This is a genomic window from Modestobacter sp. DSM 44400, assembly GCF_900107175.1.
Classification (GTDB): domain Bacteria; phylum Actinomycetota; class Actinomycetes; order Mycobacteriales; family Geodermatophilaceae; genus Modestobacter.
Window position 1 is genome coordinate 81,538 of sequence record NZ_FNOZ01000008.1, and the last position, 13,626, is coordinate 95,163.

The 13,626-nt window shown below is 72.4% G+C and carries 16 protein-coding genes; all 16 read right to left on the reverse strand.

All coding sequences use genetic code 11. The features are described 5' to 3' along the window. The 16 genes from BLW04_RS07630 to fliD all read right to left on the reverse strand — a co-directional run bounded on the left by BLW04_RS07630 (position 1) and on the right by fliD (position 13,612). Entirely contained in the window at positions 1-288 is a 288-nt protein-coding gene (locus BLW04_RS07630) for a flagellar FlbD family protein (RefSeq protein ID WP_091538220.1), read from the reverse strand. A 154-nt stretch (positions 289-442) separates the two neighbouring features. Continuing rightward, the gene (locus tag BLW04_RS07635) at positions 443-1,690 is read right to left on the reverse strand and encodes a flagellar hook protein FlgE (protein ID WP_091538222.1); all 1,248 of its coding nucleotides are present in this window, start codon (positions 1,688-1,690) and stop codon (positions 443-445) included. 56 nt (positions 1,691-1,746) lie between these two features. Then, positions 1,747-2,172 (reverse strand): flagellar hook assembly protein FlgD, encoded by a 426-nt coding sequence (locus BLW04_RS07640; RefSeq protein ID WP_091538224.1) that lies wholly within the window; start codon positions 2,170-2,172, stop codon positions 1,747-1,749. Between the two features lie 19 nt (positions 2,173-2,191). Further along, the gene (locus tag BLW04_RS07645; RefSeq protein WP_139306767.1) at positions 2,192-3,556 is read right to left on the reverse strand and encodes a flagellar hook-length control protein FliK; all 1,365 of its coding nucleotides are present in this window, start codon (positions 3,554-3,556) and stop codon (positions 2,192-2,194) included. Then, the gene (locus BLW04_RS07650) at positions 3,553-4,515 is read right to left on the reverse strand and encodes an NlpC/P60 family protein (protein ID WP_091538228.1); all 963 of its coding nucleotides are present in this window, start codon (positions 4,513-4,515) and stop codon (positions 3,553-3,555) included. The genes BLW04_RS07645 and BLW04_RS07650 overlap by 4 nt, the downstream gene beginning before the upstream one ends. Next, a complete protein-coding gene (locus tag BLW04_RS07655) occupies positions 4,503-4,958 on the reverse strand; it encodes a flagellar FliJ family protein (protein ID WP_091538229.1) in 456 nt (151 codons plus the stop codon). Before BLW04_RS07655 ends, BLW04_RS07650 begins: the two co-directional genes overlap by 13 nt. Positions 4,959-4,968: 10 nt before the next feature. Next, entirely contained in the window at positions 4,969-6,285 is a 1,317-nt protein-coding gene (locus tag BLW04_RS07660) for a FliI/YscN family ATPase (protein WP_091538231.1), read from the reverse strand. Next, a complete protein-coding gene (locus BLW04_RS07665; protein ID WP_091538234.1) occupies positions 6,282-7,199 on the reverse strand; it encodes a FliH/SctL family protein in 918 nt (305 codons plus the stop codon). Before BLW04_RS07665 ends, BLW04_RS07660 begins: the two co-directional genes overlap by 4 nt. Next, positions 7,183-8,259, reverse strand: coding sequence for a flagellar motor switch protein FliG (gene fliG, locus BLW04_RS07670; RefSeq protein ID WP_091538236.1), 1,077 nt, complete (start codon positions 8,257-8,259; stop codon positions 7,183-7,185). The genes BLW04_RS07665 and fliG overlap by 17 nt, the downstream gene beginning before the upstream one ends. A 196-nt stretch (positions 8,260-8,455) precedes the next feature. Beyond that, positions 8,456-10,021, reverse strand: a complete 1,566-nt coding sequence (gene fliF, locus BLW04_RS07675; RefSeq protein ID WP_091538238.1) for a flagellar basal-body MS-ring/collar protein FliF — start codon at positions 10,019-10,021, stop codon at positions 8,456-8,458. After that, positions 10,021-10,359, reverse strand: a complete 339-nt coding sequence (fliE, locus tag BLW04_RS07680; RefSeq protein WP_091538240.1) for a flagellar hook-basal body complex protein FliE — start codon at positions 10,357-10,359, stop codon at positions 10,021-10,023. Before fliE ends, fliF begins: the two co-directional genes overlap by 1 nt. A 2-nt stretch (positions 10,360-10,361) precedes the next feature. After that, complete coding sequence (gene flgC, locus BLW04_RS07685) at positions 10,362-10,766, reverse strand: flagellar basal body rod protein FlgC (protein WP_091538242.1); 405 nt, start codon at positions 10,764-10,766, stop codon at positions 10,362-10,364. A gap of 103 nt (positions 10,767-10,869) precedes the next feature. Beyond that, positions 10,870-11,199 (reverse strand): flagellar basal body rod protein FlgB, encoded by a 330-nt coding sequence (gene flgB / locus BLW04_RS07690; protein ID WP_091538356.1) that lies wholly within the window; start codon positions 11,197-11,199, stop codon positions 10,870-10,872. Between the two features lie 234 nt (positions 11,200-11,433). After that, entirely contained in the window at positions 11,434-11,808 is a 375-nt protein-coding gene (locus BLW04_RS07695; RefSeq protein WP_254781161.1) for a hypothetical protein, read from the reverse strand. Next, positions 11,805-12,191, reverse strand: a complete 387-nt coding sequence (gene fliS / locus BLW04_RS07700) for a flagellar export chaperone FliS (protein ID WP_091538244.1) — start codon at positions 12,189-12,191, stop codon at positions 11,805-11,807. Before fliS ends, BLW04_RS07695 begins: the two co-directional genes overlap by 4 nt. A gap of 26 nt (positions 12,192-12,217) precedes the next feature. Then, positions 12,218-13,612, reverse strand: a complete 1,395-nt coding sequence (fliD, locus tag BLW04_RS07705; protein ID WP_091538245.1) for a flagellar filament capping protein FliD — start codon at positions 13,610-13,612, stop codon at positions 12,218-12,220. Between the last annotated feature and the right edge of the window lie 14 nt (positions 13,613-13,626).

A 13,626-nucleotide genomic window follows, 5' to 3' on the forward strand; every position in this document is an offset into this window, starting at 1 on the left:
TCAGCGCTCCTCACGGGTGGGGAACGGCACCACGGAGGAGGACTCGTTGTCCCCCACCGCGGTGCGGGACGACGGGCGGTACTCACCGCGGTCCATCTGGAAGGCGACCGCCTGCACGCTCGCGCGGTAGTCGCGGATCTCCCGGAGCACGACGTCCACGCTCTCGGCGACGACGTACTTCGTGTCGTCGACCAGCGCGATGACGGTGTCGGGGTGTCCCTCGACGCGGGCGATCAGGTCGGGGTTGAGCGCGAAGTGCTCCCCGTTCAGGCGCGTCACTCGGATCACGGCGGGGGTCCTCCGGGGTGGGGTCAGGGTTCGGGTCCAGTTCGGGACCACGTCCCACGTCTGGTGCATCGGCCTCCGGCGGAGACCGCTTGAGCGGGGGCGGCGCGGCCACCACCCGAGGGGGTGACCGCGCCGCCCGGTCAGGCGCACGGGATCACTGCTTGAGGTTGACCAGTTCCTGGAGGACCTGGTCGGAGGTGGTGATCACGCGGCTGTTGGCCTGGAAGCCGCGCTGGGCGACGATCAGGTTGGTGAACTCCTCGGCCAGGTCCACGTTGGACATCTCCAGCGCGCCGGCCGACAGCGAACCGCGCCCGCCGGTGCCGGCCACCCCGATGAGGGCCAGGCCGGAGTTGTCCCCGGTCGTGTAGGAGCTGTTGCCGGCCTTGGCCAGGCCGCCCGGGTTGCTGAAGCTCGCCAGCGCCAGCTGGCCGATCGGCTGCCGGAGGCCGTTGGAGTAGACGCCGGTGATGGTGCCGTCGTTGCTCAGCGCGAACGACTGCAGGGTGCCCATGGCCGCGCCGTCCTGCTCGGTCGCGGTCACGGTCGTCTTGCCGCCGTACTGGGTTACCCCGGTCATGTCCAGCGTCACCGGGCCGGGCCAGTCCGCGTTCCGGGGGGTGAACCTCAGCGTCGCGTCCGTGGGCGGGTCGAACCGGCCCTGGGCGTCGAAGGAGAGCGACTTGGTAGTCGTCGGGACGCCAGACCCGTCGTCCAGGGTCAGCGGACCGGTGTCATCGGAGACCTGCATGTCCCAGCCGGTGGCGGTGCGGGTGTAGGTGTAGGTGATCGCCTGGGCGTTGCCCTGCGGGTCGTACATCTCGATCTGCGCCTGGATGGCGGTCGGCGGCGTGGTCACCTTCGCCTCGCTGTCCAGGTTGCCGGCGATCTTCGCGCTGGTGGTGGCCACCGGTGCCAGGCTCTCGCCGTAGGGCACCGAGAGCGGGCCGATGGGGCCGTTGGTGTTGACCACGCCGTCCGCGTTCGCCGTCCAGCCCTGCAGGACGCCGCCGTCGGGGGTGACCAGCTTGCCGGTGCCGTCGAAGTCGAAGGAGCCGGCGCGGGTGTAGAGCTGCTGGTTGCCGCTCTGGGTGACGAAGAAGCCGTCGCCGTTGATCATGAAGTCCGTCGAGCGGCCGGTGTTCTGCGCCGCGCCCTGCCCGAAGTTCGTGGTGATGCCGGCCAGCTTCACGCCGAGGCCGACCTGGGCCGGGTTGGTGCCGCCGGTCTCACCGGTCGGCGAGGAGCCGTTGCGCAGCACCTGGGACAGGGTGTCCTCGAAGACGGTCTGGCTGCCTTTGTAACCGACGGTGTTGACGTTGGCGATGTTGTTGCCGGTCACGTCGAGCTTGGTCTGGTGGGCGCGCAGTCCGGCGATGGCGGAATACATGGAACGCAGCATGGGGAGGAGCTCCTCGCGGGGTGGGGGGTCGACCGGGATGAGGTAGGGGGCGCGGGTCAGCTGCCGGCGAAGACCTCGGTGATGCGGCCCAGCGGCACGGCGACGCCGCCGACCATGGCCTTCGCCTCGCTGGTGTCGGTGGCGATCACGACGGAGCTGACCTTGCCGGTGGCCGTCGTCCCGTCCTCGGCGGTGTAGGACACCGACTGGCCGACGAGCGTGCCGGCGCTGGTGGCCCGCTGCATGGCCAGCATGGCGGCGTTCTGGGTGGCGATCTGCTGCAGCTGCTCCACCTGGCTGAAGGTGGCGGTCTGCGCCATGAGCTCGCTGCTGCTGGCCGGGTTGCTCGGGTCCTGGTACTTCATCTGGGCCACCAGCAGCTTGAGGAAGGTGTCCTTGTCCATCTGGTCGGACCGGTCCACCATCGTGGCGGCGTTGCTCGTGGCCTGCGGGCCGGTGCTGCCGGCGATCGGGCTGCTCATCGTGTGCCTCGTCTCCGTCTCAGGCTCGGACGTCCACGCCGGGTGACGCAGACGAGGAGGAGGTGAGGACGGGGCCGCCCTCACCGAGGTGGGTGCCGGGCGGGGCCCAGGCGCTGGGGCGGTCCTGCGGGGGCGACTGCTGGCCGCCGGTACCGGAGCCGGTGCCGGCGCCGCGGGCGTCGGCGAGCAACTGCTGGGCCGACCGGGTGTCCGGACCGTTGCCGCGGGCGGCGTCGGCGTCGACCTGGAGGCGGGACAGCGTCAGACCGGCGCTCTCCAGGTCCCGGCGGAGCTCGGGGAGGGCGTCGGTGAGCGCGTGCCGGCCGTGCTCGGAGGCGCCGTGCAGTGTCATGTCCAGCGTGCCGTTGGAGATGGTCACCTGCACCGCCACCGGGCCCAGGGAGTCCGGGGTCACGACCAGGGTCATGGTCTGGGTGCCGTCCGGCGCGTTGCGCAGGACGGCGAGCTGCGGCGCCAGCTGGGCGGCCACGGGCGGCTGCGGAGCCGCCGCCGGGGCGGCCGGCGGAGCGGCGGTGGCCGCCGTGGCCGGTGCCGGAGCGCCCAGCCCGGCCGGGGTCAGGTCGGTGGCGGCACCGCTGTCGCCGGGAGCCGCCGGCGGTGCGGGCGGGCCCGGCGCGCCGTCGGGCGGCCCGCCGGCGTCGGAGGTGTCGGCCGAGCCGTCTGCCGGAACCGCCAACAGCGGGGCGGCCGTGTCGCTGCTGCCGCTGCCGCTGCCGCTGATGCTGCTCGCGCCGGTCGGCGGAACGGCGGCGCCCGCGGACCGGTCCGCCGGCACAGTGACCACGGGAAGACCGGTCGCCGCAGTCAACGCGCCCACGGTGCCCGATGCCGATGCCGATGCCGATGCGGTCGCCGCCGGCGGCTCGGGCAGCACGCCGGCCGGGGCCGTCGGCATGGCCTCGGCGGTCGGGTCGGAACCGGTGGGCAGTGCGATCAGGGTCAGGTCACTGCCGGTGGGCGCGGGCGCCGCGGATTCGCCGACGGGAGCGGCACCGGGGATGCCGGTGGCCACCGGGTCGACCGCGGTGGGGACCGGGGTGGCAGGCGGGGGAACGGGCAGGCCGAGGGAGGCCATGAGCAGCGCCCACGTCCCGCCGGGCAGGACCGTCGCGTCGGGGGTGGGCACCGGGTCCTCGGCGGGAGCGTCCAGGGCGCCGGGGGCCTCCGTCGTGCCGGTGGACGCCCCCGACGCGGCGGCCGCGGAGGCGCGCCCGCTGGCCGGCTGCCCTGACGAGCCGCCGAGGGCGTCGTCCAGGGCGCTGGCGAAGGCGGGGCCGCCGTCGGCGGACCCCGCCTGGGCGCTGCCGCCGGCGGTGCCGATCGCGGGCGCCGAGGGCCCCGCCATCGAGGTGGGAGCCGTCATGACCATGCCTCCGCTGCGTGGGTGACCTTGCGGACGTAGTCCTGCGTCTCGGGATAGGACGGGATGCCGCCGTGGCGCTGCACCGTGCCGGGCCCGGCGTTGTAGGCGGCCAGTGCCAGGTCGGTGGAGCCGAACTGCTCGCTGAGGCTGCTGAGGTAGCGGGCGGCGCCGTCGATGGCCGACGCCGGGTCGCCGGGGTCCACCCCGAGACCGCGCGCGGTGGCCGGCATGAACTGCATCAGCCCCCGGGCGCCGGCGGGGGAGACCGCCGAGCTGTTGAAGTTCGACTCGGTCTTGGCCACCGCGGCGAGCAGTGCGGGGGAGATGCCGTACTTGCTCCCGGCCTGGGTGAACAGGTCGGCGTAGGGCACCCCGGCCAGGCTGCCGCGGCCCGAGGCGGCCGGGACGCCGACCGCGGTGGCGCCGCTGTCGGGGAGCACGCGGCGGATGACGGTGGGGGTGCCGACGGACTGCACCTTCACCACCTCGCCCTCCTGCGGCGCGGCGATCATCTGCCCGTTGCCGATGTAGATGCCGACGTGGTCGACCCCGGTACGGGAGGACGAGTAGTCGAAGAACACCAGGTCACCGGGCTGGGCATCGGCGAGCGAGCCCACCGCGCGGCCGGCGGTGGCCTGCTGCGACGACGTCCGGGGCAGGTCGATGCCCAGGTCGGCGAAGACCCGCTGGGTCAGGCCCGAGCAGTCCAGGCCGGAGGCCGGGTCGGTACCGCCCCACTGGTAGGGCACGCCGACGTACTTGGCGGCGGCGGTGATCACGGCGGAGCCGTTGCCGACAGAGCCGGCGCCGAGCGAGCCGGCGGAGCTGGTGGCGCCGGCGCCGTTGAGGCCGGCGGAGGCCGCCGCGCTGGCCCACTGTGTCCGGGGGGCCACCGGCGAGGTGAGGAAGCGCGTGTGGATCTCACTGATCCGGCTGTGCACCGCGGTCAGACCGTCCACGTCTCCTCCTCCTCTCTGCGCCGGGTCTCGCCGTGCTGGCGGGTGACCAGGTCGTCCACCGTGCGTGCCTCGGCGGCGTCGGCTGCGGTCTGCAGCCGGGCCACGTGCCGTTCCCGCAGTCGCTCCAGGCCCTTGGAGCGCTGGGCGGCCGCGGTCCACTGGCCCCGAACCACCTCCGCCTGCTCGGCGTGGGCGATCGCGAGAGCGCGTGCAGCCGCTACATCGGCAGCCGCGGTGCGCGATGCGACCATCGCGGCGACGAAGTCCCCGGACGACGCCGTCGCCGGCAGCCGGGAGGAGGCGAGCGCGAGGGCCTGTTCGTCGGCCCGCCGGGACGCCTCGGTGGCCTTCCGGGCGGCAGCGGCGGCCGCCATCGAGGCGGCGCGTTCCTGCGAGCGGCGCAGGCGGAGCACCGGTTCCAGCCGGAAGACCGGCTGTTTCACGCCGCGACCCTCACGCGCGGGTCACGATCTGGTGCAGCCGGGCCCAGGCCTCCACCGGACTGGTGCGGTCGTCGGTGGCCTGACGTAGGAAGGCATCGATGTCGGGGACGAGCCGGCGGGCCCGGTCGACCAGCGGGTCGCTGCCGTCGGAGTAGGCGCCGATCTCGATGAGTTCCCGGACGTCGCGCAGCGCTCCCAGCAACCGGCGGATCTCGCGCGCGTCGGTCATCTGCGCACCCGGCACCACCGCGGTGGCCACCCGGGAGATCGACTCCAGGACGTCGATGGCCGGGAAGTGCCCAGTGGTGGCCAGCTTGCGGGTGAGCACCACGTGCCCGTCCAGGATCGACCGGGCGGTGTCGGCGATCGGCTCGTTGTGGTCGTCGCCCTCCACCAGCACCGTGTACAGGCCGGTGATCGACCCGGTGGTGCTCGTGCCGGCCTTCTCCAGCAGCTTGGGCAGCATCGCGAAGACGCTCGGCGGATAGCCGCGGGTGGCCGGTGGCTCGCCCGCGGACAGGCCGACCTCGCGCTGGGCCATCGCCGTCCGGGTGATCGAGTCCATCAGCAGCAGTACGTCGCGGCCCTGGTCGCGGAAGGCCTCGGCGATGCGCGTGACCACGAAGGCGGCCTTGAGCCGGACCAGCGGCGGCTCGTCGGACGTGGCGACGACGACCACGGTGTTGGCCATCCCCTCCGCACCGAGGTCCTCCTCGAGGAACTCGCGCACCTCACGGCCGCGCTCACCGATCAGGCCGATGACCCGGATGTCGGCGTCGGTGCCCCGGGTTATCTGGCTCAGCAGCGTGGACTTGCCGACGCCTGACCCGGCGAAGATGCCCAGCCGCTGGCCGCGGCCGACCGGGACCAGGGTGTCCAGCGCACGCACGCCGGTGGCCAGTGGCTGGTCCACCCGGGCGCGGGTGAGCGCGTTGGGCGTCTCGCTGGTGAGGTCGACGTAGGAGACCAGGGAGCCCAGCGGGGGACCCCCGTCCAGGGGCCGGCCGAGTCCGTCGAGCACCCGGCCCAGCAGGGCCTGGCCGACGGGCACCTGCAGCGGCATGCCCGTCGGGCGGACCGGTGCGCCGGCGTGCACGCCGGACAGGTCACCCAGCGGCATGCAGGTCAGCCGGTCCCGGCCCAGCGCCACGACCTCGGCCAGCAGCGGGCGGGTGCCCGGGTTGACCTCGACCAGGTCGCCGACGGCGGCGGTGATCCCCTCGACGGTGAGGGTGAGCCCCATGGCGCCGGTGACGACGCCGGTGACGACGGGGCGGGCCGCGATCCGGGCCCGGTCCAGCAGGCCCGGCTGGCCGGCCAGTGTCATGAGCGGAGCACCGTGCGGACGCGCTCGAGCGCCACGCCGAGCTGGGCGTCCACCCGGGTGGTGCCAGCCTCGGCGAGCGCCCCGGCGCGTTCGACGGTGAGGTCGCCGAGGACGGTGACCGACGCCGGCAGCTTCGCCAGCTCGTCGGACGCCACCTCGGCGAGGTCGTCGGGGTGGAGCCGGACCACGACCGGGACGTCGGTGGGGCACAGCGTCAGCGCGCGGCGCACGGCGTCCAGGCCGGCGGTGCCGGTGGTGGCCAGCTCCCGGCCGAGCAGGTCGCCGACCAGGGTGACGACGGCGTCCAGCACGGTGTCGCGCAGCTCGTCGACGACCGGCGCGACCGTCGCCTCGAGCCCTGCTGCGGCCGCGCCGAGGGCGGCGGTGGCCGTGGCCAGCCGGCGTTCCCAGCGGGCCTGCGCCTCCGCCAGCTGCACTTCGGCGGCGGCCTCGGCGGCGGCGACGACCCCGGCTGCGGCGGTGACGCCCTCGGCGTGACCGGCCGCCCAGCCCTGGCTGCGTGCCTGCTCGCGGAGCTGGTCCAGCTGCTCGGCGTAGACGTCACTGAGTCGGGCGCGACTGCGCAGCCGGCGGTCCTCGCCGGACCGGCGCTCGGCACCGGTGTACGGGGTGGCTTCCGCCGGGGACTCCGACCAGGTCGCCGACACCGCCGCCGGAGGCGCGGCCGGGGCCGGCCGGGTGGCCGTCGGGGTGGTGTCGGCACCGGTCAGCGGGCTGATGGGCTCGACGGTCGCGACCGGCGCGCTGGGCACCACCGGGCGGCCGGACTGCGCGGCCGGAGCGGGGCGGTGCTCCCGCTGCCAGGGCGTGGCCGATGCGGCCGACGCCCCGCGCAGCAGCACCGACTCACGCGAGGTCCGGGGGACCGGCAGCGCGTCAGGCGACGAAGTCATCCTCGCCTCCCCGTGAGATCGTCAGCGCGCCCTGCTCCTCGAGGGTGCGGATGACGGCGACGACCTTGGCCTGGGCCTCCTCGACGGTGCGCGCACGCACCGGCCCGAGCAGCTCCATCTCCTCGAGCAGGTTCTCGCCGGCCCGTTCGGAGAGGTTCCGGACGACCTTGTCCCGGACGTCGGCGCGCACGCCCTTGAGGGCGGTGGCCAGGTCGTTGCCCTCGACGTCGCGGAGCACCAGCTGCAGGGAACGGTCATCGATGGTGACGATGTCCTCGAAGACGAACATCTGCGAGCGGATCTTCTCGGCGAGCTCCGGGTCGCTGTTCTCCAGCCACTCCAGGATGGAGCGCTCGGTCGGTCGGGCGGACCGGTTGATGATCTCCACCAGAGTCTCGACCCCGCCGACGGTGGCCATGTCCTGGTAGGCGAGCAGGGAGCCCATCCGGCGGCCCAGCTCCTCCTCGACCATACGCACCATCTCCGGCGCGGTGCGGTCCATCAGCGCGATCCGGTAGGCGACGTCGGCCTGCTGGTCGGGGGTGAATCCGGACAGCACCTCGGCGGACTGCACGGCCGGCAGGTGGGCCAGCACCAGGGCGATGACCTGCGGGTGCTCGTCCTTGAGGAAGGTCACCAGCTGGCGGACGTCGCTGTTGCGCAGCGAGGCGAACGGCAGCTCGGTGTAGACGACGTTGAGCCGGGAGAGGATGCCGTCGGCCTTCTCCTCGCCCAGGCCGGCGGCGAGCACCTCGCGGGCGAAGTCCACGCCGCCGGTGCCGACGAAGCGCCGGGCCTGCATGAGGGTGTGGAACTCGGTGAGGACCTCGTCGACATCCGTGGCGTCCACGCCCTGCAGGCGCATCAGCTCGGTGGTCAGCTTCTCCACCTCCGACGGCCGCAGTTCCTTGAGGACCGCGCCGGCCTCCTCCTTCGACAGCTGGGCGAGGAAGACCGCGGCCTTGCGCAGGCCCGGCAGCTCCTTGCGGGACACCACGATCGGGGCCGGGGCGGGTGCCCCCGCGATGCCGACCAACTGCTCGACACTGGCGATGCTCATCGACACACCTCCGGTGAGGTAAAGGAGCGGCTGCGCCGCGCTGTCGGACACATGGGAGCGGGCCTTCGGCCCCTCCGGTGAATGGCTTCGCGATTCACCGGAGGTACCTCCGGTGAGGAATAGGTGCGGCTATGCCGCACTGTCAGGCACATCAGGGCTGGCCTCCGGCCCAAGTGACGAATGGCTTCGCGATTCGTCACTTGGCATCGGCGAACCAGCCGCGCAGCATGGTCGCGACCTCGTCGGGACGGTCGCTGACCATCTCGGCGATCTCTCCGCGGACCTTCTCGCGCTTGGCCAGCTCCACCCGGGCCTGCATGTCGTCCAGCTCCGGGTCGCGGATGCTCGACACCTGGATGCGGTCGAGCTCCAGGTCGTCGTCGTCGAGCTCGAGCTCCTCGTAGTCCTCACCGCGGCGGCGACGCGAGCGCAGCCACACGATGAGCCCCAGGAGCAGGATGCCGGCGCCGATCCCGCCGGTGCGGATCAGCGACCACATCTGCTGGCTCTTCTCGGCAGCCGCAGCCGCCGCCAGATCGGCCTTGGCCTGTGCGGCGGCGCTCTGGTCGAAGGCCATCGCGGCGACCGAGATGGCATCGCCCCGGGCGGGGACCAGGCCGACGGCGTTGCTGACGGCGTCCTGGATCTGCTGCTGGTTGAGGCCGCCGGCGATGGCGTTGTCCATGACGACCGAGACGGTCAGCCGGTTGATCGCCCCGGGCGCACCCTCGACGGTCTCGGTGGTCTTGTCGACGGCGTTGTTCGACGTCGTCGACTCCTTGTTGTACGTGGAGTCGCCGGTGCCGCCGGTCCCGGTGCTCTCGGAACCCAGCACCCCGCCGACCGCCCCACCCGTGCCGGTGTAGTCCTCCTTCGTGGTCGTGTCCGACAACGCCGGGGTGCCCGGGGTGTAGCTGTAGCTCTCGCTGGTCGTGTCCCGCTGGGAGAAGTCCAGGTCCGCGCGCACGGACACGACGGCGTTGCCCGGGCCGGCCACCCGGTCCAGGATCTGCTGGGCGTTGGCCGCCAGCCGCGCCTCGAACTCCTGCTCCTGCTGCGCCTGCGCGTCCCCGGCGGCGCTGCTGACGCCCTCGCCGGCGGCAGAGAGCACTGCGCCGGTGGAGTCGGCGACGGTCACGTCCGCGGCGTCCATCTTCTCGATGCTGGAGGACACCAGGTGGGTGACCGCCTGGACCTGCTCCCCGGAAAGGTTGGTGCCTGGGGCGAGCTCGAGAAGCACCGAAGCGGTCGGCTTGCCCTCGTCGGTGGCGAACACCTCCTCCTTGGGCAGGGCGATGTGCACAACCGCGGAGTTCACCCCGTCGATCGCCTTGAGGGTGCTCGCCAGCTCGCCCTCCAGTGCCCGCTGGTAGGAGACCTGCTGCTGGAACTCGCTGGTCGTGATGCCCTGCTGGTCCAGCAGGGCGTAGCCGGTCTCGTTGCCGGCCGGCAGGCCCTTGCCGCTCATGGTCAGGCGCAGGCCGTAGACCCGGTCCTGGGCGACCATGATCGTCTGGCCGCCGTCGGCGAGCTCGTACGCGACGCCCTCGGCGGTGAGCTCCTCGACGATGGCCGAGGCATCGGTGCTGGCCAGGTTGGAGAACAGCGGCGACAGCGTCGGCGCGGTGATCCACCGGGTGAACATGAAGCCACCCAGCAGGAGACCGGCGACCAGGAGACCGATCACGATCTTCTGGCCGACGCTGATGGTCTCCAACAGCGTCTTGATGCGGTTCAGCGGGCCGGCGAGGGCGGCGGGCATCAGACCGGCATCCGCATGATCTCAGTGAAGGCCGAGACCGCGGAGTTCTTCAGCGTTACCACGGTGTCGGTGGCCAGCTTGGCCTCGGTGCTGGCGATCATGTAGTCGTGCGCGTCCCGCAGGTCGCCGGTGGCGGCCTGGGTGGCGAGCACGTCGGCGTTGGCCTGCACGCCGTTGAGCTGGTCCACGGTGCCGGCGAGCACGGAGGCGAAGCTGCCCTCGCCGCTGACCGGCGACATCGAGGACGACGCGACGGTGCTGGTCACGCTGGGGGCACCGGTGACGCCCGAGAAGCTGGGGACGGCGAAGCCGCTGATTCCGCCGATGGCCGAGGTCATGGTCAGCCCTTCCCGAGCTGGAGTGCCTGCTGGTACGCGGTGGTGGCGCGCTCGACGGTGGCCAGGTTCGCCTGGTAGCTGCGCTGGGCCATCATCATCTGGGTCATCTGCTCGCCCAGGTCGATGTCGGGGTACTTCACGTAGCCGGACTCGTCAGCGAGCGCGTTGTCCGGCTCGTACACCAGCCGGCCCTCGGTGCTGCCCAGCCGGGTGGCCGCGACGCGCACGCCGCCTTGGCCCGATCCGTAGTCGACGGCCTCGGCGACGATCATGCGTTCCTGGAACGCGTCGTCGCCGGGGGCTTTGGCCGTGTTGATGTTGGCGATGTTGTCGGAGACCGCGTCCATCCACTTGCGGTTGGCGTAGAGCCCGGAGCCGGCGATGCGCACGGCGTCGAAAGTGCTCATCGAGCCGCCGCCCCCCGTGTGGGAACGGAACGGCTGCGCCGTGCTGTCATGGGAGCCGGCCTTCGGCCACTCTGATGGATGGCTTCGCGATTCATCAGGCTCATCATGACGTCCGCAGGGCCGAGCGCAGCAGCGAGTACTTGCCGTCGAGGGCGTTGATGGCCAGCTGATACCGCAGGCCCGTCTCCGTGGCGATCATCGTCTCGGTGTCGAGGTTGACGTTGTTGCCGTCGGTGCGAGTCGGGTCCAGCGACTGGCTGACCGCGCTCTGGCCCACGACGGCGGTCTCGCCGCCGGCGATCTCGTTCTTGAGCGCGGACTCGAAGTCGGTGCGCCCGGCCAGGAAGCCGGGAGTGTCGATGTTGGCGACGTTGTCGGCGGTGACCCGCTGCCGCTGCGCGAGGCCGGCGAGGGCGGCGTGCAGCGTGGTCATGGTCGAGTCGGTGATCACCGGACGCCCGAAAGGGGACGACGGAGCACGAGGTACCTCCGGGTACGGCAGGACGCGCGCACAGGTGCTCGACCCGTGCGCGGAGGGGCCGCCGATCCGTGGCGAGTGGTGCTCTCCGTGCCCTCTCTTCATCGGCAGCCCGGAAAACGAACATGACCACCTGCACCCGATCGGGCGCAAATGGTCATGTGACGAAAAGGCGTGTCGGCGGAGGGGTTACAGTCCCCGGTCGAAGAAGGAGGCCACCGGGCGAGTGGGGGCGTAGGACATCCGGGCGGCGACGTCGCGCTGCTTCTGCGACTGGGTGATCCGCTCGACGAGCTCCTCGGCCACCGCCAGCTGGTGCTGTAGCAGCCGCGCCGCGCGCTCCCGCAGCTCGTCGGGGAACGGGCCCAGTCCGCTGGGTGGCACCCAGTCGGTCGAGCGGCGTCCCCAGGTGGCGATCTCCTCTGCGCGATTGCGCGCGAAGACCTCCTCCGCCTCGTGGACGTCGCCCTCGAGCGCGTCGAGCACGACGGGCCAGCTGCTCTCAGCCGGGCCGGGGGAGTCCGGTCCAGGGGGCGTCCCGCCGGTGCGACGCTCGGCGGTCATTCCGGACTCGAGCCCAGGGAGGCCGCAGCCTCCCGCCAGGCGTCGCGCAGCGGCTCGACGACCTTGCGGCAGTCAGCGACCCGGCGCACGTCGCCCTTGACGTTGGCCTTGATCAGCTCGCCGTGGAGCCAGGTGTAGATGGCGGACAGGCGGGGCGCGCCCTCCCAGGCATCGATCTGCAGGCTTGAGTGCAGCTCCAGGACGATCTCCTGGGCGTGCTGCAGCTGGTCGTTCGCCTCCGCGCGGTCGCCTGCGGTGAGGGCGGTGTGCGCGCGGTCGAGGTCCAGGGCCAGCCGGTCGTAGAGCATGACGAGCAGTCGCTGCGGCGAGGCAGTGGCGACCGTGTCGCTCAGGTAGCGGGCGCGCAGGGCGGCAGCACTCATCAGGGGTTCCTCCGGGTACGGGTTGGTCAGGACGATGAGGACGAGGACCAGCGGGGCAGGGAGGAGATCTGCGAGGACAACCACGACGACTTGTTCTGCAGGGTCCCCAGGGCCGACTCCATCGCGGCGAACTGCCGTTCGAGGGTGTTCCGACGGGTCGCCAGCCGCAGATCCCAGTCGTCGATGCGCTTCTGCAGGTCGGTGGCCAGGGTGTCCTGGCCCTTGGCCAGCAGCGTCAGGGTGCCGGTGGTGGAGTCGGTCGCCGTAGTGGCCAGGGTGAACAGGCGCTGGGCGACGCCGGGCACGGCGGGGGTGGTGACGCCGTTCGTGGTGGTGGCCGGGCTACCGTCGACCAGCTTGCGCGCCAGGGCGGGGTCGGACTGCAGCGTCTTGGCGAAGGTGTCCGCGGTGAAGGTGAGCTTGCCCTCCCGGGTGAGCTGGATCCCGGCGGCGGACGCGGACGCCGTGCCGCCGATGGCATTGGCGACCGACTCGAGCACCGAGCTCGCCAGGCGCCGCAGCGAGCTGTCGCCCTTGAGGACGGCGGTGGTGCTCGTGCCGCTGGAGTCCGTGAAGCCCTTGATGCTGGACAGCACGTCGTTGGCGGCGGTGACCATCGCCGCCACGGCGGCCGTCAGGCTTTCCGGGTCGCTGCTCACCGCGATCGTGGTCGGCGTTCCGTCGGCCGTCGAGACGGTGATCGAGACCCCGGGCATCAGGTCGCGGAACGTGTTGCTCGACGAGGTAGCGGTGACGCCCCCGCCCAGGTCCAGCGTGGCGTCGCGCCCGTTCGTGGCGACGACCAGGCCGCGCGTCTGCGTCGGGTCGGCCTCGACGGGGAAGTTGCTGTCGAGGGTGAAGGCACCGTCCAGGCCGGAGGCCGTGGACGTGACCTGCAACCGATAGCCCGAGCCGGTGTTCACTGCGGCAGCGGTGACGCCGGCGTTGCTGGCGTTGATCGCGGCGACGGCGTCGGCCAGCGTCGCGTCCGCGGCCAGGGTGATGCCGACCGGCGCGGTGTCGCCGTCGGCGTCGGCGATGGTGAGGGACGTCGCGCCGAAGGCTGCGGTGGCGGAGTCGAACGCGGGGCCGTTGCTGAAGATGGTGTGCGTGGCGGCCAGCTGGGTGACCCCGAAGGTCAGCGAGCCGGCGGACGCGCTGGCCGAGGCGGTGGCGGTCACGGACGTCGAGGAGCTGGTGGCCTTGGCCGCCGACCACGTCGCGGCCTTGGTGAGTGCCTCGGCGGCGCTCCGGAGCGCGTCGAACTTGGTGTTGACCGCGCGGTAGGCCTTTGCGTCGGATCTGGTGTCGACCAGCTTGTTCTTGAGCAGGGTCTGCGGGTTGGCCTCGACCTGTATCAGCTGGCCGATGAGGGAGGCGGTGTCTAAGCCGGAGATGAGGCCGACGTTCAGACCTGCCATGTGGAGTCCTCCGG